This is a genomic window from Bradyrhizobium pachyrhizi (assembly GCF_001189245.1).
GTDB classification, from domain to species: Bacteria; Pseudomonadota; Alphaproteobacteria; order Rhizobiales; family Xanthobacteraceae; genus Bradyrhizobium; species Bradyrhizobium pachyrhizi.
This window is the reverse complement of sequence record NZ_LFIQ01000116.1, coordinates 117,932-135,497: the sequence shown is the minus strand read 5'-3', so window position 1 is coordinate 135,497 and position 17,566 is coordinate 117,932. Positions and strand designations below refer to the sequence as shown.

Genomic DNA, 17,566 nt, shown 5'->3' with positions numbered 1-17,566 from the left:
TCCGCCCGGCCCGCGCCTTTCAGAACACCTTGGCGATCGCGGCCTGCGCGTCGCCCTGGATCTGCTTGAGATGATCCGGCCCGCGGAAGCTTTCGGCGTAGATCTTGTAGACATCCTCGGTGCCGGAGGGACGCGCGGCGAACCAGCCCGCCTCGCTCTCGACCTTGATGCCGCCGAACGGCTGGTCGTTGCCCGGCGCCTTGGTCCTGACCGCCCGCACGGCATCGCCGGCGAGCTGCGTCATGTTGAGCTGATCGGGCCCGAGCGCCTTCAGCGCGTTCTTCTGCTTCGGCGTTGCCGCCACATCGATGCGCTCGTAATAGGGAACGCCGAGTTCGGCAGTCAGCTCGCCAAACAATTCGCTCGGATCGCGGCCGGTCTTGGCGATGATCTCGGCCGCCAGGAGGCCGAGGATGATGCCGTCCTTGTCGGTGGTCCACACCGAACCGTCGCGCTTCAGGAAGGATGCGCCCGCGCTCTCCTCACCGGCAAAGCCGAAGCCGCCGCTGCCGAGCCCGTCGACGAACCATTTGAAGCCGACCGGCGTCTCGACCAGCTTGCGGCCCAGCTTCGTCGCGACGCGATCGATGATCGAGCTCGACACGATGGTCTTGCCGATCGCGGCGTCCTTGCTCCATTGCGGCCGGTGCGCGAACAGATAGGCGATCACGGTGGCGAGGAAGTGGTTCGGGTTCATCAGCCCGTTCGAGCGGGTCACGATGCCGTGGCGGTCGGCGTCGGTGTCGTTGGCGAAGGCGACGTCGAACCGGTCGCGCATCCCGATCAGGCTCGCCATCGCATAAGGCGACGAGCAGTCCATCCGGATCTTGCCGTCCCAGTCCGCGGTCATGAAGCGGAAGGTCGGATCGACGGCCTCATTGACGACGGTGGCGTTGATGCCGTAGCGCGCGATGATCGGCTGCCAGTAGTGCACCGCCGCGCCGCCGAGCGGATCGATGCCGATCTTGACGCCGGCGGACTTGATCAGCGCGAGATCGACGGTGTTGCCGAGATCGGCAACATAGGGCGTGATGTAGTCGTGCAGATGCGTGGTCGCTGCCTTGCGCGCGCGATCATAGGGCAGCAGCGCGACGCCCTTGAGGCCGGCCTCGATATAGCGGTTGGCGCTCTTCTCGACCACGGCGGTGACGTCGGTGTCGGCCGGACCACCATGCGGTGGATTGTATTTGTAGCCGCCATCCTCCGGCGGATTGTGTGACGGCGTTATGACGACGCCGTCGGCAAGGCCCGTGCTGCGGCCCTTGTTGTAGCTCAGGATCGCGTGCGAGATCACCGGCGTCGGCGTGTAGCCGCCCTGCGCATCGATCATGATCTCGACGCCGTTCGCCGCGAACACCTCGACCGCGCTGGCCAGCGCCGGCTCGGCCAGCGCATGGGTGTCGATGCCGATGAACAGCGGCCCGGTGAGGCCCTTTTCGCGCCGGTAATCGCAGATCGCCTGTGTGGTGGCGAGGATATGGTCCTCGTTGAAGGAATTCTTCAGCGACGAGCCGCGATGGCCCGAGGTGCCGAACGCAACCCGCTGGGCGGGATCGCCGGCGTCGGGCTTGCCGGCGAAATAGGCCGTGACCAGCCGCGGCACATTGGCGAGCGAGGCGGGATCGATGGGTTTGCCGGCGGCAGGATTTGGTGCAGTCACGTGACCTCTCAGATCTGGTATCGCCGGCCATCAGCACAACGAGTGATGCCATCGCGTGATATCTTGGCGTGCTACCATGGCGGCTTACGTTCAATCAAGCCGAGGGCTTTTCGTTCCTTGCCCACCGCAGCCATGCTTTAACGTCTTGTTTGAGCATGATCTCCGCGCAAACGCTTTGCGTTTGTCGCGAGGGAAAACCGCTTCGCACTTTGCGCTAACGCGGCCCTTCGGGTCCGGATCATGCTCTACGACACATCGATCTGCTGCACCTTCTCGCGCAGTTCGTCGACCAGCACCCGCTTGTTCTCGGTATAGTCGATCGGCACCACGACAAGATGCACGCCGCCGCCGGAAAACGCCCGTTCCAGGGTCGGAACGATCGCATCCGTGCTCGCGATCCGCGAACCCCTGGCGCCGTAGCTTTCGGCGTATTTGACGAAATCCGGGTTGCCGAAGGTCAAGCCGAAATCCGGGAAGTTGTCGACCGCCTGCTTCCAGCGGATCATGCCGTAGGCGGAATCCTCCAGGATCAGGATCACCAGGTTGAGATTGAGGCGGACCGCGGTCTCGAGCTCCTGCGAGTTCATCATGAAGCCGCCATCGCCGCAGACCGCGAGCACGCGGTTCTTCGGATACAGCATCGCCGCCATCATCGCCGACGGCAGGCCGGCACCCATGGTCGCGAGCGCGTTGTCGAGCAGCAGCGAGTTGGCGAGCAACGTGCGGTAATTGCGCGCGAACCAGATCTTGTACATGCCGTTGTCGAGCGCGACGATGCCGTCCTCCGGGATGACCTGCCGCACATCATGCACGATGCGCTGCGGCGTCGGCGGCCAGCGGCCCTCGGTGGCGCGATCGGTGATCTTCGCCAGAATGCTCTCGCGCAGGCTGAGCAGCGCGCTGGCATGCGGCAGCTTTCCCTCGACCCGATCAGCCAGCAATTCGAGGCTCGGCCCGACGTCGCCGATCACCTCGCATTGCGGGAAGTAGACCTGCTCGACCGTTGCCGGCATGTAGCTGACATGGATCACCTGCGGCCCCTTCGGGCCCATGATGAACGGCGGCTTCTCGACCGTGTCGTGACCGATCGCGATGATGAGGTCGGCGCGGTCGATCGCCTCATGCACGTAGTCGCGCTCGCTCAGCGCGGCGGTTCCCATATACTGATTGGTACCGCCGGATACCGTGCCCTTGCCCATCTGCGTCGTGATGAACGGGATTTTCGTGCGCCGCACGAAGTCGCCGATCCCGGCAGTCGAACGCGGACGCGATGCCGCAGCACCAAGCATGATCAGCGGGCGCTGCGCCTTCAGGATCATGTCAGCGGCGCGATCGAGCGCGGCCGCGTGCGCGATCGGAATTTCGATCGGGTGCGGCGGTATCATTTCGACCGGCGCAGTCTCCTCGCCCGCGATGTCCTCCGGCAGTTCGAGCAGCACCGGCCCCGGCCGTTCCTGCGTCGCAATTCGGAAGGCGTCGCGGACCAGCGTCGGAATGGTCGCGCCGCTGACGATCTGCAGCGACAGCTTGGTCAGCGGACGAAACGTGTTGACGATGTCGACAATCTGGAACTTGGCCTGCCGGCTGCTCAAAATGCCCTTCTGGCCCGTCAGCATCACCATCGGCATCGCGCCGAGAAGCGCGTAGGCCGCACCCGTGGTGAGGTTGAGCGCGCCGGGGCCGAGCGTCGTCATGCAGACGCCGGGCTTTCCGGTCAACCTGCCATAGGTCGCCGCCATGAATGCCGCGGCCTGCTCGTGGCGCGTCACGATCAGCTTGATCGAGGATTTGCGCAAGCTCTCGACGACGTCGAGATTCTCCTCGCCGGGAACGCCGAACACCCGCTCCACGCCCTCATTCTCGAGGGCAGCGACCAGCAAATCGGAACCTTTGACCATCTCAGCCTCGCATCGTTGATTGCATGCCGCGCACGGAGCATATCCGCATCGCGCGCCGCCGGAAACTCCCTCGCGATCTCACGGCTTGTGCACCCTGATCCAGGCGTCAGCGGTGGGCAGCACGCGCGCGGCAAGATCGGCCGAGATTGCGATCGCCTGCACCGATCGCGCCACCATCACCCGTCCGCCGGCGGTCGATTGCGACGGAGCAAACGCAGCCAGTTCCGCCGCGTGCGCCTCATCGGTAAAGTTGGTCATGAAGTTCGGCACGAACTGGTCGCGGAAGTTCGGCCCCTGCCTCGCCAGCAACGTATCGAAATTGGTCCGGACGAAGTTCCAGGCGAGCTGCGGCTGCTCGCCGGCGGACGCAACCGCGTTGATCATCCCCGTCACGATCGTGTCGGGCAATTCGTTGGTCAGCGTCAACGCCAGCGTTGCCCGCGCCAATTCAGCATCGCGGGCACTTGCCGCCGCGAGATAATAACGCAGCCGTTCATTGGTCGCCGTGCTGCTACGTGCCAGCGCCAGCAGCTGGTCGTAGGTCGCCCGATCGGCGGTCACACCGACAACATGCGTGACGGCATCGCGCAATGCGGTCGGAAGCGAATTGGGATCATCGACGAATGCCGCAAAGCGCCGCTTCGCTTCCGCCAGAATAGCCGCATCCCCGAGGTCGCCAAGCGTCGAGATCAGGCTTGCACGCAGCAATGCAGTGTCATCGTCGCCTGAACCAGCACCGTCCCATCCGATCCGATCGAAAACCGGGCGCAGCTTGGCGCGGGCATAGGCCTGGATCACCGGCCGCTCGGTGCGGTCGCGCGCCAGGCGGTTCAGCGCAGCGAATGTCGAGATCACCTGGTCCCACACCGCGCGATGGTCACCGGCATCGAGCGCATCGAGCAGCGCGAGATAGGACGGCGCCTCCGCGCGGCCCGCCTGCACCAGCGCCCAGCTGTCGGTGACGACATTGAGACGGTCGGCGACCTGCATTTGCGGGAATGCGTTCAGCAACGCCGCACGGTTCTTCGGGCCGTACTCGACCCTGAAGTAACCGACGTCGCCGAGGTTGACCTTGATCGCATCGCCGCAGGCGCCGGCCGGAATATTGCCGCTCCCCTTCAACAATATCTCGTCGTACGGCTTGCCATGCGCCGGTCCAACCGCAACCGGGATCTGCCAGTTGCGGCCCGGCAGCGGCGGATTGTTGGCCGGCGCGATCACGAAGCGATCCTACCGCAAGGTCAGCCGTTGCGCCACGCCATCGCAGGCCGCCTCGGCCACGACCAGCGGCACGCCGTCCTGCTCGGTGAAGGAGGCGGCGATACCGGTGATGGTCTTGCCGCCGCTACTCTCGAGCGCCTGCCAGAGGTCGGCGGTCGTCGCGTTGCTGTAGGCATGCGCGGCCATGTATTTGCGGATGCCGTCGCGGAACGCCGATTCGCCGAGATAGGTCTCGAGCATGCGGATCAGCGCCTGCCCCTTGTTGTAGGTGATGGCGTCGAATGCCGTGACTGCTTCACTGTGATCGGCAATTGGCTGCTGCACGGGATGCGAGGTGCGCCGCGCATCGAGCGCCATGGCAAACTGCTTCGCGCCGTAGCCGTTCAGCCAGCCCTGCCATTGCGGATAGAACTGCTCCGAGGCCTTGGTTGCCATCCAGCTGGCATAGCCCTCGTTGAGCCAGAGATTGTCCCACCACGCCATGGTGACGAGATCGCCGAACCACATATGAGCCATCTCGTGCGCGATGATGGCGAAGATGCCGCGCCGCGCGGTCTGCGCAGAGGTCGCGGGGTCGAACAGCAGCCGGCTCTCGAAGAAGGTGATGCCGCCCCAGTTTTCCATCGCGCCGCCGAACCCGCCGGGAACGGCGATCAGGTCGAGCTTCGGCAGCGGATATTTGACGCCGAAATAGTCGTTGTAATAGCCGAGCAGCTTCACCGCGCTGTCGAGCGCAAACCGGCCCTGCCCGCTCTTGCCCTCCGTCGTCACCACGCCGACCGTGACGCCGCCGGCATCTGCTGTGACGCGCTCGAGCTCGCCAACCGTGAGCACGAACAGATAGCTCGACATCTTCGGCGTCGGTGCGAACGCAACCTTCTTGAGATCGCCGGTGACCGGCTCTTCGCTGGTCACGGGCATGTTGCCGACCGCGAGCAGATTGCGCGGAATGACGACGGTCAGCGCGAAGCTCGCCTTGAACGACGGCTCGTCCCAGCACGGGAAGATCCGCCTGGCATCGGCCGGCTCCAGCTTGCTGGAGATCATCCGCTTGATCCCGGTCCTGGTCGGGTAGTCGACCGAGAACAGGCCGGTGCCGAATTTATTGATCTGCGCTGTGAAGGCGATGCGCAGCTTGTGGCGGCCGGCCGCAAGCGGCCTGGCGAAGGTCAGCGTTGCGGTCTGCGCGGCGGCATCGGTCGCGACCTCCGCGCGCTGCGCTCCGTCATCGATCGTAACCTCTGCGAATGTCGTGTTGACCGCGTTCAGCGTCAGCTGCGCGGTCGCCTCGCGCACCTCGATGTCGACGGTTTCGACGCCTGGCAGAGCGAGGCCCGCGATATCAGGCGTCAGCTCGATCGTGTAATGCAACGGGACGACCGTCTTCGGCAACTTTCCGGGCGTGCGGTCGAACGAAAATGTCTGCTCGGCCTGCGCGCTTGCGGCCATCGCCAAAGCCAAGCCGATCGCAGTGGCAAGACGACGCAGCAGCGCCCTTCGGACATGGGTTGCAGGCTTGTTCATCGCGCGCAGCTCACGGGAATCTCGGGGATATTCGGATGTCATTGCGGAAGGACGTAGCAGGCAATCTAGTAGAGAAAATGTCGCCACAAAACTGACAACTCCGCGACATTGACATCACAATGGTTCGCATTGATTGGTACGCCGGTCGCCACGGCGCTTTGGCCCCGCCGACCCTTGTTGCTCAACGGCCGGATGGAAGGTTAACCTACGGCTCGCATTCCAGCCGCAGCGTTCGGCGACGGGAGACAGCAATGTTCGGAAAGTTCTCGCGCCGGCAGTTTGCGGGCCTTGCAGGCCTCTCGGCGCTCGGTTTGAGCGGCCCTGCCGAGGCTGCAAACCGTGCGCCGCGGCCGGACGGCACGAACTTTCCCACGGGCTTCGTCTGGGGCACGGCAACTTCGTCCTACCAGGTCGAGGGCGCGGTCAACGAGGACGGCCGCGGCCCGTCGATCTGGGACACTTTCACCCATACATCGGGCAAGATCGAGGACGGCTCGACCGGCGACCGCGCCAACGACCACTATCACCGCTACAAGGAGGACGTTCGTCTCATCAAGGATCTCGGCGCCAAGGCGTATCGGTTTTCGATCGCCTGGCCGCGGGTATTTCCCGACGGCTCCGGCACGCCGAACCCGAAGGGCCTCGACTTCTACAACCGCCTGGTCGACGAGTTGCTGGCGAACGGCATCGAGCCCTACGCCACGCTCTATCACTGGGACCTGCCACAGGCGCTGCAGGACCGCGTCGGCGGCTGGCGCTCCCGCGACACCTCGAAGGCATTCGGCGACTATGCCGGCTATGTGGCACAGCGACTGACCGACCGCGTGAAGAACGTCTTCACCCTCAACGAGGTCGGGCGTTTCCTCCCCTTCGGCTATGCGCTCGGCGTCGACGCCCCGGGGCTGAAGCTGCCGGCGCGCGAGGTGAACCAGGCGCGCCATCATGTGGCGCTGGCGCACGGGCTCGCGGTACAGGCGATCCGCGCCAAAGGCCGTGCCGGCACGCGGGTCGGGCCGGCCGAGAACATCACCGCCTGCGTGCCCGCCTTCAACACGCCGGAGAACATCCGCGCCACCGAGATCGCGACCCGCGAGCTCAACGCAGGTTTCCTCGGTGTCGTCCTTGAAGGCAAATACACCGAAGGCTTCCTGCAATATGCCGGCGCGGATGCGCCCAAATTCACCGCGGACGAGCTGAAGATCATCTCGCAGCCCAATGATTTCGTCGGGCTGAACATCTACGCGCCGCAATGCTACATCCTTGCCACCGAGCATGCCCCCGGCTGGAAGCCGCTGCCGATGCCGGCTTCCTTTCCGCACATGAGCTCGGAATGGCTGCGGATCGCGCCGGAGACGATCTATTGGGCGCCGCGGATCGCCGCCAAGCTGTGGAACATCAAGAGCATCTATATCAGCGAGAACGGCACGTCCGGCGAGGACAAGGTGCATCCGGACGGGCAGATCTACGATCTCGACCGCATCATGTTCCTGCGCAACTACCTTGCGCAATTGCAGCGCGCGACCGCCGACGGGGTCCCGGTCCACGGCTATTTCCTATGGAGCCTGATGGACAATTTCGAATGGATCTTCGGCTACGAGAAGCGCTTCGGCCTCTACCGGGTGGATTTCGAGACCCAGGCCCGGGTGCCGAAATTGAGCGCGGCATTCTACCGCGACGTGATCGCGCGCAACGCGATCGGGGTCTGATCATCCGGCCTGCGGCCGCGCACCGGACCACGCGCGCTTCAGCAGGTCGCGGATGCCGCTCTCCTCGATCGGCCGCGGATTCCAGTAAGGATTTTTGGTGGCGAGCGCAGCGGCCTTTGCGATGCCGTCTTCGGGCATGCCGATCTCGGCGAGCGAGCGCGGCGCGCCGAGCCTTGCCGACAGATCGAACAAGCCGTCGGCGGCGCTGGCCGCTCCAAGCGCCCTCGCCGCGCGGCTGACTGGATCGCGCGCGGCCGGCGTATTGTAGGCGATGGTGTGCGGCAGCAGCACTGCATGGGTCTCGGCATGCGGCAGGTCGAACAACGCGCCGACCGTATGACAGAGCTTGTGGTGCAGCGCCATGCCGACGGTGCCGAGACAGACCGCGCACAGCCACGCGCCATAGAGCGCGTCCGCGCGCGCATCGAGATCGCGCGGCCGCGCGATCACGTCGGGGAGCGATGATGCGAGCTTTGCGATCGCCTCTTCCGCCATCAGCGAGGTGATCGGGTTGCCGTCCCGCGCGTACAGCGCCTCGGCAGCATGCGCGATCGCATTGAGGCCGGAGATCGCGGAGAATTTTGCCGGCATCGAGATCGTCAGGTTGACGTCGTAGATCACGGTCTCGGGCAGTATCCTCGGCGATGATTGCGTGGTCTTGACGCCGTCGACAGTCTCGCCGAGCACCGGCGTCATCTCGGAGCCGGCATAGCTGGTCGGCACGATCAGTTGCGGCAGGTCGGTGCGCAGCGCAATCGCCTTGCTGAGGCCGGTCGCGGCGCCGGCGCCGATCGCAACCACGCCGTCGGGCTTGAGCTCGCCGACGATCTCCATCGCATGTTCGGTCACCGCCACCGGCGTATGCACCACTGCACCGTCGAACAATCCGGCCGCACGGCCGCCGGTCAGATCAGCGAGATCGCCGAGCTCGGCCTGCTGCCGCCGGCTTGCCAGCAACAGCGCGCGGCTGATGCCGAGCCGGTCGAGCTCGTCCGCCAGCTGCGCGACGGTGCCGACCCCGAACACGACCCGCATCGGGCTGACCTGATAGGTGAACGGCTGCGCCATGGCGATTTCCGAAGCGTTGGTCAGCCGCGGCGCCAGTCGCGCGGCGTGCAGCCGAAGCGGTGCCTGAAGCGCCGCGTGAAATGCGACAGGTCGGAGAAGCCCCAGTCGAACGCGATGTCGCCGATCGCGCGCCCGGCGAGCGCGGGATCCCTCAGATCGCGCGCGGCGCCGTCGAGACGGCGGTCCATCACATGGCTGGCGAATGTGGTGCCGGCGCGCTCGAACAGTTTGTGGACATAGCGCTCGCTGATGCCGACCGCAGCCGCAATGGCGGCAACGCCGAGGCCGGGCTCGCGCAGCCTGCGGTCCACGGCACGGCGCAGCACAAGCCACGTCGCATCGGCAAGGCTTGCGCTCTCCGCGACGCCTGCGCGACCACTGCGCGACAGGCTGAGCGCGACCAGATCGAGCAGCACGCCGAACAGCCGCGCGTTGTCCGCATCCGAGGCACGGAGCGCGGATGTGTTCAGAACCTGCGCCGTCTCGGTGATGAGATGGCCGACGAAGGGATCATCCGAGACCCGCGCCGGCGCGACCTCGGGCGCCGACGGCAGCCGTTCATCCAGCGCCTCGGCCGGCACCCAGAACGAGGCGACCTGCAGCGCCGGGCCGCGGTCGTGCAGCAGCGCGAAGCGCTGGCCGCTGTCGAAGATTCCGACCTGCCCCGGCGACAGGCTGATCTCGCGTCCCGCCTGCTGGATCCGGCAGCGGCCGGCGAGCTTCAGATTGAGGTAGTAGCAGCGCCGGCTGGACGCGGCGATGTCGGCAGCCGAGCGCCGCACGACATGCTCCGGGAAGCTGACCCGGTTGACCGCGCCATCACCGAGCCCAACGGTCTCGACGCGGGCGAGGAAGCCGGGCGTCGCCGGCGGCTCCGGCGTCAGGTTCATGAAGGCCTGGCAGACCGCCTCGCGGTAATACGCGAACTGCTCGCCGGGCCTCGTGTCCGCGGTATTCCAACTCAGCCTGCGCGAGCGATCCGCGGCGGCGATTTGCTGCATCAGTTCACTCCGAGCCCAGTCCGGTTCGCTCACAGCCAAGCGCGTTCCGCGGGTCCAGGTCAATATCCATCAGGAAGCGGATGAATCTTGCGCGTATCCCGGGCCGTCCGGACGCGGCAATCCAGACAGGGAGGTACAACATGTCGACCTATGTTCTCGTCCATGGCGCCTGGCATACCGGCGCCGAGTTTGAGCCGGTTGCGGCTGCCATCCGCAAGGCCGGCCATGTCGTCCACACCCCGACCATCAGGGGCAACCGCCCCGGCGACCGGAAGGACTCCGGGCTCGCCGAGGCGATCCAGTCGATCGTGGATTATCTAGCCGAACATAATCTGAACGACATCGTGCTGGTCGGCCACAGCTATGGCGGCATGGTCATCACCGGCGTTGCCGACGCCGCCGCGAACCGCATCCGCCGCCTCGTCTACTGGAACGCGTTCGTGCCTGATAACGGCGAGTGCCTCAACGACATGGTGCCGCCGCACTATCGCGGCCTGTTCGACGCCATCCACGCCGAGCGCGGCGACGGCTCAGTGGTGCTGCCGTTCCCGATCTGGCGCGAGGCCTTCATCAACGACGCCGATCTCGAGACGGCGCAGCGCGCCTATGACAAGCTCAACCCGCATCCCCTGAAGACCTTCCAGGACAAGATCGCGCTGCGCACCAATCCTGCCGAGATGCCGATCGCAAAGTCCTACGTGAACTGCACGGAGGACACCGCGATGCCGCACAGTCTGCCCTGGCACCCGCGATTGTCGGAGAAGCTTGGGCTGTTCCGCCTGGTCCAGGTGCCCGGCAGCCACGAGCTCTGCTTCTCCAATCCCGAGCGGCTGGCACAAGCCTTCCTCGACGCCGGCCGCGATTAGGCCACCGCTCTGTACGCGGGCGCGGTCGCGAGGAAGCGGGCATAAGCGTCCGCATCCGGCGGGGTGAACTTTTCGACGAGCGGGTTGCGGCGCGACGCCTTGGTGCCGATGTCCGCCAGCAGCTCGTCGAAATGCTTGAAGTGGTATGGCGCGACGCACAGCCCGCCATAGACGCCCGCTGCCGGACGCTCGACGCGCTTGAAGTTCAGCATCATCGCGATGTTGTCGTGCATCTCGGCCGCGCTCGGCTGCCGCGCCAGCTGGCCGTCGGCGTAGCGCACCAGCCAGTTCGCGGCGAGATCGGCGCACAGCACGGTGCAGAAGCTCGAATTGAAGCCGACGAAGCCCATGTCGGGCAGATCGGGATTGGCGATCAGCCGGTAGAGACGGTACTGCCCGTCGGGCTCGACCAGCTTGTTTTGATACTCCTCGGGGAGGAACGGCACGCCGAGCTTGTAGCCGATCGCCAGCACTGCGACGTCGGCCCCGACGCGCTGGCCGCCGCTCATCACGATGGTCTTGCCGTCGTAATGGTCGAAGGTGCCGCGCACTGCCTTGATCCGACCGTCGGCGACCATCGGATAGAAGCCGGGGGTTGCGATCGGCACCGAGCAGTTGACGCCGTCCTCGATCCGCTCCTTCGGCACCATGCCGCATTGCTTCAGCTTGAGCTGCATCTTCAGCATGCTCTCGAGCCCGCGCCAGTTCGCCCACACGAACGGCTTTGCCACGACATGCGCGAGGCGTGCCATCGGTCCAATGCCCCAGCTGGCAAACATCTGCTCCTGCGCGCGGATGTAGAGGATGCGCTTGAAGTTGACGAGGCCGCCGACGAAATAGGGAATCCGCCAGACCGGCTCGCGAAACACGATGGTGACTTCGCTGGCGCCGGAATTGACCGCATTCACCGCGATGTCGGTCGCCGATTTGGAGCCGCCGAGCACCACCACCTTGCGGCCCTTGGCAAGCGTTGGATCGCCGTATTGCGATGAATGCAGGATCTGCCCGCCCTGCGCCTTGAAGCCGTCCTCGCCGGCCAGCGGCAAGGTCTGCGGCTCGTTGAATTGCCCGGTGCAGACCGCGACGAAGTCGAAATCCTCGTGGCCGGTGGCGCCGTCGGTCGAGCGCAGCGGCAGCGTCCAGCCCGGCCTGCCGTCGGCGCGGCGCTTCATGCCTTCGACCTTGGTGTCGAACCGCATCGCGCCGTCGAGCCCGTGGCTGCGAGCATAGTCGCGCAAATAGGCATGGACCTGCGGACCCTTCGGCCATTCCGGATAGGACTCCGGCATCGCCTTGTCGGTGTAGCGATAGAGCTCCTTCGGGCTCTGGGTCTGCACATCAGGATAGGAGCGCGCCGGCTCCCAAACCCCGCCGAGATCGCCGCTGCGCTCGATAATGGTCACCTTGTGGCCGCGACCGGCAAAGGCCTTGCCGGCGGCAAGCCCGGAAATGCCGGCGCCGATGACGCACACATGCTTCTGCTTGACCATGAAACCGCTCCGAATTGAATGAACAGGTCCAATTTCGTTAAGCGCACGCGTCCCCGTCATCGCCGGAGCCCAGCTCCAGCGATTGCCGCCTCGTGTGCGTATTGTCTTGTGTCGCTGGCCTAGTCGTTGGCTTCCGGCGGCAGGAAGTCCACCTCGTGCTCGGCGGAGATACGCACCACCTCGGCGGGGTCCTGCAGATTGTGCAGCTTCTCGAACAGCGCCTCGAGCTTCTGCATCGGCGACACCCAGAACAGCGCCCGCGCCGGCTTATCCGACTTGTTGAAATAGCCGTGCGGAATACCGCGCGGCATGCGCACGAGGTCGCCGGCCTTGGCCTGCACCCAGACGCCGTCGAGCTTGAGGTCGAGCACGCCTTCCTGCACCAGGATGAACTCGTCCTGGGTCGGGTGGATGTGCACCGGCACGAACTGGCCGGGATCGCTGTTGGTCTCGAACGCGAAGGTCGAGTCGGTGACCGCCTTCGGATAGTAGACCTGGCCCAGGATATTCCAGGTCTTGCCACCGTAGCCGGTGCCGGTTCGGGTAATGCCTTTTTCGAGCGTGCCCATGTCAGCCTCTCCAGTTTTGATGCGCAGTGCCGACACGGAGCCTGTCGCCGGCCGGTGAGGCTGTCTAGCCGATAAACGAATCCGCACCCGGCACCTTCATGCTGCAATGCGGGAGCATTGCGCTGGCCGGCTGCTGCCCAATGCCGCCGCATCGTCCTGACCGCCGATCGGGCAGATTGCACGACGAAACGGCGTTCCCCTTTGCCGCGGGATGCTCTAGGCTGCCTGATGTTTTAGACCTCAAACAACTCCGGACGGCCGGCGTGACTGCTGTTGGCAACGAGGTTTCGGCAAGCGCGAATTCGGCAAGCGCAAGGCTCAAGGATTTCGCACGCGTCGCGACGGCGCGCGTCGATGACGCGGCGGAAGCGATCGGCCGCATCTTCTGTCCGCACGATCTGACGCCGGTCGATCACTCCGCGAGCGATTTCTCCGCGCATCACAATTGCGCCGACTTCGACGGCTTCTCCGTCAGCTATGTCGCCTATGGCGGGTCGGTCGCGATCAATCCCGGCTGCCTCGACCGCTTCTTCCTGTTGCAGATGCCGCTGTCCGGCTCGGCCGCGGTGCGGACCGCCGCGCGCGAGCTCACCACCGGACCACGGCACACCGCCTCGCTGCTGTCGCCGACCATTCCGACCGAAATGACCTGGCGCGGCGACTGCGCCCAGCTGATTTTGCTGCTCGACCGCAAGCTGGTCGAGCATCGCGCCGCGGCGCTTGGCGGCGTGGCGGTGAGGCCGGTCGAGTTCGATCCGGCCGTCGCGTTGGGCGGGCCGCTCGGGCAGACGCTCTCGGCCAGAATCGAGCAGCTTGTCACGGCCGCCGAGCAGCTCGGACCGCGCAAGACTTTGTCGGCGGTCGCAGCGGCCGATTGGCGCGAGTCGTTTCTCAACGTCCTGCTCAACGGGCAGCGGCACAGCCTGAGTTCGGCGATCGATATCTTCAACGGCCGCTCCGAGGCCCAGCCGGCCGCCTTGAAACGCGTGCGCGCCTATCTGGAAAGCCGCGCGACCGAGCCGCTGGACCTCGCCGAGCTTGCGGCGATCGCGGGCACCGGCATCCGCGCGCTGCAACTCGGTTTCCGCCGTCACTTCGGCACCACCGTGTCCGAGATGCTGCTCGACATCCGCCTCGCCCATCTCAACGCCCGCCTCAAGACGGCGCGGCCGCGCGAGCGTATCGTCGATATTGCATTCGACCTCGGCTTTACCCATCTGAGCCGGATGGCGAGCGCCTACCGCGCCAAGTTCGGCGAGAGCCCGAAGGCGACCCTGCAGCGGCTGAGCTGAGCGGCGGTTCCGGCGGCCCGGCTACGCCCTGCCCATCCGGCCAGTATCGCCGTCAGCCGCGACATCCCAGATTGAGGGAAGCCAACGGAGTTTCCCATGACCGAACCGAATATCCTGTCCTCGCTGTCATCAGCCCTTGCGGAGACCATTGCGCGCGCTGCGCCCGCCATCGTCTCCGTGCATTCGCATCGCGCGCGCGCCTCCGGCTTTGTCTGGAAGGCGAGCTTGATCGTCACCGCCGACGAAGCGCTGGCCGACGAGGGCGAGATCGAAATCCAGTTCGCCGACGGCAGCCGCAGGCCGGCGACCGTCGTCGGACGCGACCACACCACCGACGTCGCGCTGCTGCGCGTCGAAGGCGATGTCGCCCCCGTCAAGCTCTCGACCGGGAGCCCCGCGCTGGGATCGCTCGCGGTGATCGTCGCCGCCGACCGCGGCGCGCCGACCGCGCGGCTCGGCATGGTCGCCCTGTCGGGCCCGGCCTGGCGCAGCCTGCGTGGCGGCGAAATCGATGCACGGATCGAGCTCGACGTCCGGCTGCGGCACAGCCAGCAGGGCGGCCTCGCGCTGAACGCCGCGGGCGAGCCGTTCGGCATGGCCGTGCTCGGCCCGCGCCGCGTGCTGACGATCCCGGCGACGACCATCGAGCGGGTCGCAGGCCAGCTCGAGAAGAGCGGCCGCATCGCGCGCGGATATCTTGGCGTCGGATTGCAGCCGGTCCGGCTCGACGACGGCCTCGGCGCGATGGTGATGAACGTCGACAAGGCCGGCCCCTCGGCCGCCGCCGGCATCCGGCAGGGCGACGTGATCATTGCCGTGAATGGCGAGAAGCTGTCCGGCGTGCGGGCGCTGTCGCGCGGCCTCGGACCGCAGAGCGTCGGCACGGTGGTCGAGCTTACCGTGCATCGCGGCGGCGAGCCGCTGAACTTCAAGGTGACAGTCGGCGAGAGGCCCGAGACGTGAGCGGTGAGCCGGCCAACGACATCGTCATCGCGCTCGAGGTCGACGACGCCGTCCTCGCCGACCGGCTGGCGACCCTGCTCGGCGGCGTCGCCGGCCTGCGGCTCGCCGCGCCGGGCGAACAGGTCACGGCGGCGGTCGTCGCGCGCAACCGCGAGGCAGCGGGCGCCGGCGACTTCGAGCTGACGCCGCGCGAGCTCGACGTGCTGGCGCTGCTGGCGGAAGGCGCGTCCAACAAGATGATCGCACAGCGGCTCGGGATTTCCGTTCACACCGCCAAGTTTCATGTCGGCTCGCTGCTCGACAAGCTCGACGCCACCGGCCGCACCGACGCCGTCGCCCACGCCGCGCGGCGCGGGGTGATCAATTTGTGAGCGGTGGGATGACTGTTGTAGTGACGCTGAGCCGAGATCTCTCCACCCGTCGTCCCTGCGAAAGCAGGGACCCATACGCCGCGGCGGATGTTGCAGGCGAGACTCATCATTGTAGTCCTGGCGAAAGCCAGGACCCATAACCACAGCATTTGACGGTGAACCCCAGCGTCGCGCAACAATGCGCACTTGGGGTAATGGGGTCCTGGCCTTCGACAGGACGACGGCGAATCTTCGTGCGCACTCGTCAGTTGCACGCAGCCACTGAACAGCGACCGCAAATCAGCGATTTGGAAAATTCCGCCCTGCGGACACCCGACTCAGTATTCGACCGGATACAGACGCCTTCACGATCTGGCTATGCAATCTTCAGCCAACAAGAAGAAACGGCATGAAGAAGCTGATCGGTCGTCATCGGGACATTCAATACACACTCACCAACATCGAACCCGACCTCTGGGCTTGGTCGTTCGACATCAACGGCAAGACCAGGCAAGGCAGCACGCGCGCGCGGCTCGACCTGCTGGCGCGGCGGCGCGTCTGCACGCTGATCGATCGCGAATTGAAACGCGCGGAACGTACCAGGCCCAACCAGCCTGACTAATCGCTCTCCCCGGTGAAAGTCCATTGGACGGGCCGCGCCTATCAGAAATGAAAACTCCCGCAGCGCCGGCTGCGGGAGTTGTTGGCATCGGTGACCGCGGGGAGGTCCAACCACCGCTACCGACATTCGCTGACCGTGGTCAGGCTGTTTTGGCGAACATCGTCAGCACGCCATCGGCAATGTTGATAGCGACGACCTGCGACGAAGTCAGGCCCTTGGCCTTGAGCGCGGAGACCGCCTGCGGTGTCGCGTCAATCGACTTCCGAAGCGACTGGATGTCGTCATCCTTGGTCTTTGCCATCGCATCCTCGATCTTCGATCGCATCTCGGGCTTGAGGTCCTTGATGTCGACGACCTGTATGCTCCGAATGACAGTGGATTGATCAGATGACTGCGGCGGCGCCTTGGGTTGCGCGCCTTGCGCTTGCACCAGGGCGGGCGTTCCGAGGGCGAGCGCGGCAACAGTGACGAATGCTGTGAGATTGCGCATGGTCGATTCCTTTTCGAGGTCAGCAAGCGATAAAACCTACGCGCGAAGTTTGGCTGGCGTCTGATTTTTCCGTGGCCATTCATTGGAGCCAATGCGACCGCAATGCGGGCGTCGCGGCCCGCTCAGCCGCAGCGCCGACGTCCAGCGCGTGGCATCGCTCGTCGCCACGACACCCGCACGGTCCCAGTCCGTTATGACCGCCGATCTACATAGCGGTCATATGCCTTGCATCTCCGAAGGCACGCCGATCGCTCAAGGCAGACATTCGCAGGCGCAAGGTTGCAGGCAGCCGGCGCTTTTGAGATCGTGTGTCACGCGTTGCATTCGTCCCATGACAAGGAGTTCCGGCGTGGCCATCCTCAAGGACCTCAGCATCGGATTCTACAAGATCCCGCTCCCGGTGGTGCTGAGCGACAGCACGCATGGCGAGATCAAGGCGTTCGAGCTCGTCACGATCCGCGCCCGCGATGCCGACGGCGCGGAAGGCACCGGCTACACCTACACGGTCGGCCGCAATGGCGGCGCCATCGCCGATATCCTGGGCCGCGAAATCACCGAGATCGCGCGCGAGATGGAGGCCGACGACACCGAGCAGCTTTGGCACAAGGTGTGGTGGGCGCTGCATTATGGCGGCCGCGGCGGCCCGGCGGTGCTGGCGCTGTCCGCGCTCGACATCGCGTTGTGGGACCTCAAGGCGCGGCGGGCATCGATGCCGCTGTGGCGGCTGCTCGGCGGCTTCGACCGCCGCGTGCCCTGCTATGCCGGCGGCATCGATCTTGATCTGCCACTGGATGGTTTGCTGAAGCAGACCGACGACAATCTTGCCAAGGGCTTTCGCGCCATCAA

At 65.6% G+C, this 17,566-nt stretch carries 16 protein-coding genes; 7 read left to right on the top strand and 9 right to left on the bottom strand.

What is annotated here, in order from left to right:
* Positions 1-19: 19 nt before the first annotated feature.
* The 4 genes from pgm to AKL29_RS45880 form a co-directional block, all read right to left on the bottom strand.
* A complete protein-coding gene (pgm, locus tag AKL29_RS31605; RefSeq protein WP_050386861.1) occupies positions 20-1,660 on the bottom strand; it encodes a phosphoglucomutase (alpha-D-glucose-1,6-bisphosphate-dependent) in 1,641 nt (546 codons plus the stop codon).
* A 245-nt stretch (positions 1,661-1,905) separates the two neighbouring features.
* Positions 1,906-3,558 carry an acetolactate synthase large subunit gene (locus AKL29_RS31600; protein ID WP_050386860.1) on the bottom strand — a complete coding sequence of 551 codons (1,653 nt, stop codon included), beginning with the start codon at positions 3,556-3,558 and terminating at the stop codon, positions 1,906-1,908.
* 78 nt (positions 3,559-3,636) lie between these two features.
* Complete coding sequence (locus AKL29_RS45885; RefSeq protein WP_244482529.1) at positions 3,637-4,779, bottom strand: ERAP1-like C-terminal domain-containing protein; 1,143 nt, start codon at positions 4,777-4,779, stop codon at positions 3,637-3,639.
* Between the two features lie 9 nt (positions 4,780-4,788).
* Positions 4,789-6,303: a M1 family metallopeptidase gene (locus AKL29_RS45880; protein ID WP_244482528.1), complete on the bottom strand. Its 1,515-nt coding sequence runs from the start codon at positions 6,301-6,303 to the stop codon at positions 4,789-4,791.
* A gap of 251 nt (positions 6,304-6,554) precedes the next feature.
* Here AKL29_RS45880 and AKL29_RS31590 point away from each other — a divergent pair, with 251 nt between their 5' ends.
* On the top strand, positions 6,555-8,009 hold the full coding sequence (locus tag AKL29_RS31590) for a GH1 family beta-glucosidase (protein ID WP_050386859.1): 1,455 nt from the start codon (positions 6,555-6,557) through the stop codon (positions 8,007-8,009).
* Here the strand turns inward: AKL29_RS31590 and AKL29_RS31585 are convergent, their stop codons facing one another.
* Both AKL29_RS31585 and AKL29_RS31580 read right to left on the bottom strand, forming a co-directional pair.
* Positions 8,010-9,077, bottom strand: coding sequence for a maleylacetate reductase (locus tag AKL29_RS31585; protein ID WP_050386858.1), 1,068 nt, complete (start codon positions 9,075-9,077; stop codon positions 8,010-8,012).
* Between the two features lie 20 nt (positions 9,078-9,097).
* Positions 9,098-10,078, bottom strand: coding sequence for a helix-turn-helix domain-containing protein (locus tag AKL29_RS31580; RefSeq protein ID WP_050386857.1), 981 nt, complete (start codon positions 10,076-10,078; stop codon positions 9,098-9,100).
* Between the two features lie 140 nt (positions 10,079-10,218).
* Between AKL29_RS31580 and AKL29_RS31575 the strand changes: the two genes are divergently transcribed.
* Positions 10,219-10,944: an alpha/beta hydrolase gene (locus AKL29_RS31575; protein WP_050386856.1), complete on the top strand. Its 726-nt coding sequence runs from the start codon at positions 10,219-10,221 to the stop codon at positions 10,942-10,944.
* Here the strand turns inward: AKL29_RS31575 and AKL29_RS31570 are convergent.
* The gene (locus AKL29_RS31570; protein WP_050386855.1) at positions 10,941-12,434 is read right to left on the bottom strand and encodes a flavin-containing monooxygenase; all 1,494 of its coding nucleotides are present in this window, start codon (positions 12,432-12,434) and stop codon (positions 10,941-10,943) included. The two genes, AKL29_RS31575 and AKL29_RS31570, sit on opposite strands and share 4 nt — an antisense overlap.
* 119 nt (positions 12,435-12,553) lie before the next feature.
* A complete protein-coding gene (locus AKL29_RS31565; protein ID WP_050386854.1) occupies positions 12,554-13,003 on the bottom strand; it encodes a cupin domain-containing protein in 450 nt (149 codons plus the stop codon).
* A 263-nt stretch (positions 13,004-13,266) separates the two neighbouring features.
* Between AKL29_RS31565 and AKL29_RS31560 the strand changes: the two genes are divergently transcribed.
* The 4 genes from AKL29_RS31560 to AKL29_RS31545 all read left to right on the top strand — a co-directional run bounded on the left by AKL29_RS31560 (position 13,267) and on the right by AKL29_RS31545 (position 16,230).
* Positions 13,267-14,295, top strand: a complete 1,029-nt coding sequence (locus AKL29_RS31560; RefSeq protein WP_050386853.1) for an AraC family transcriptional regulator — start codon at positions 13,267-13,269, stop codon at positions 14,293-14,295.
* Positions 14,296-14,391: 96 nt separating this feature from the next.
* Complete coding sequence (locus AKL29_RS31555) at positions 14,392-15,258, top strand: S1C family serine protease (RefSeq protein ID WP_050386852.1); 867 nt, start codon at positions 14,392-14,394, stop codon at positions 15,256-15,258.
* Complete coding sequence (locus tag AKL29_RS31550) at positions 15,255-15,629, top strand: response regulator transcription factor (RefSeq protein WP_050386851.1); 375 nt, start codon at positions 15,255-15,257, stop codon at positions 15,627-15,629. Before AKL29_RS31555 ends, AKL29_RS31550 begins: the two co-directional genes overlap by 4 nt.
* A gap of 388 nt (positions 15,630-16,017) precedes the next feature.
* Entirely contained in the window at positions 16,018-16,230 is a 213-nt protein-coding gene (locus tag AKL29_RS31545; protein ID WP_028334916.1) for a hypothetical protein, read from the top strand.
* Between the two features lie 139 nt (positions 16,231-16,369).
* Here AKL29_RS31545 and AKL29_RS31540 read toward each other — a convergent pair whose 3' ends face one another.
* Positions 16,370-16,720 (bottom strand): hypothetical protein, encoded by a 351-nt coding sequence (locus AKL29_RS31540; protein ID WP_050386850.1) that lies wholly within the window; start codon positions 16,718-16,720, stop codon positions 16,370-16,372.
* A 331-nt stretch (positions 16,721-17,051) separates the two neighbouring features.
* Between AKL29_RS31540 and AKL29_RS45875 the strand changes: the two genes are divergently transcribed.
* The coding region (locus tag AKL29_RS45875; protein ID WP_488230433.1) for an enolase-like domain-containing protein at positions 17,052-17,566 on the top strand (515 nt) is incomplete at its 3' end.

What these genes read in the sequence shown, in the direction of transcription:
- AKL29_RS31580 (WP_050386857.1), bottom strand. Translation starts at nt 10,078, where the DNA reads ATGCAGCAAATCGCCGCCGCGGATCGCTCGCGCAGGCTGAGTTGGAAT.
- AKL29_RS31590 (WP_050386859.1), top strand. Translation starts at nt 6,555, where the DNA reads ATGTTCGGAAAGTTCTCGCGCCGGCAGTTTGCGGGCCTTGCAGGCCTC.
- AKL29_RS31545 (WP_028334916.1), top strand. Translation starts at nt 16,018, where the DNA reads ATGAAGAAGCTGATCGGTCGTCATCGGGACATTCAATACACACTCACC.
- AKL29_RS31540 (WP_050386850.1), bottom strand. Translation starts at nt 16,720, where the DNA reads ATGCGCAATCTCACAGCATTCGTCACTGTTGCCGCGCTCGCCCTCGGA.
- AKL29_RS31565 (WP_050386854.1), bottom strand. Translation starts at nt 13,003, where the DNA reads ATGGGCACGCTCGAAAAAGGCATTACCCGAACCGGCACCGGCTACGGT.
- AKL29_RS31575 (WP_050386856.1), top strand. Translation starts at nt 10,219, where the DNA reads ATGTCGACCTATGTTCTCGTCCATGGCGCCTGGCATACCGGCGCCGAG.
- AKL29_RS31555 (WP_050386852.1), top strand. Translation starts at nt 14,392, where the DNA reads ATGACCGAACCGAATATCCTGTCCTCGCTGTCATCAGCCCTTGCGGAG.
- AKL29_RS31570 (WP_050386855.1), bottom strand. Translation starts at nt 12,434, where the DNA reads ATGGTCAAGCAGAAGCATGTGTGCGTCATCGGCGCCGGCATTTCCGGG.
- AKL29_RS31600 (WP_050386860.1), bottom strand. Translation starts at nt 3,558, where the DNA reads ATGGTCAAAGGTTCCGATTTGCTGGTCGCTGCCCTCGAGAATGAGGGC.
- AKL29_RS45880 (WP_244482528.1), bottom strand. Translation starts at nt 6,303, where the DNA reads ATGAACAAGCCTGCAACCCATGTCCGAAGGGCGCTGCTGCGTCGTCTT.
- AKL29_RS31585 (WP_050386858.1), bottom strand. Translation starts at nt 9,077, where the DNA reads ATGGCGCAGCCGTTCACCTATCAGGTCAGCCCGATGCGGGTCGTGTTC.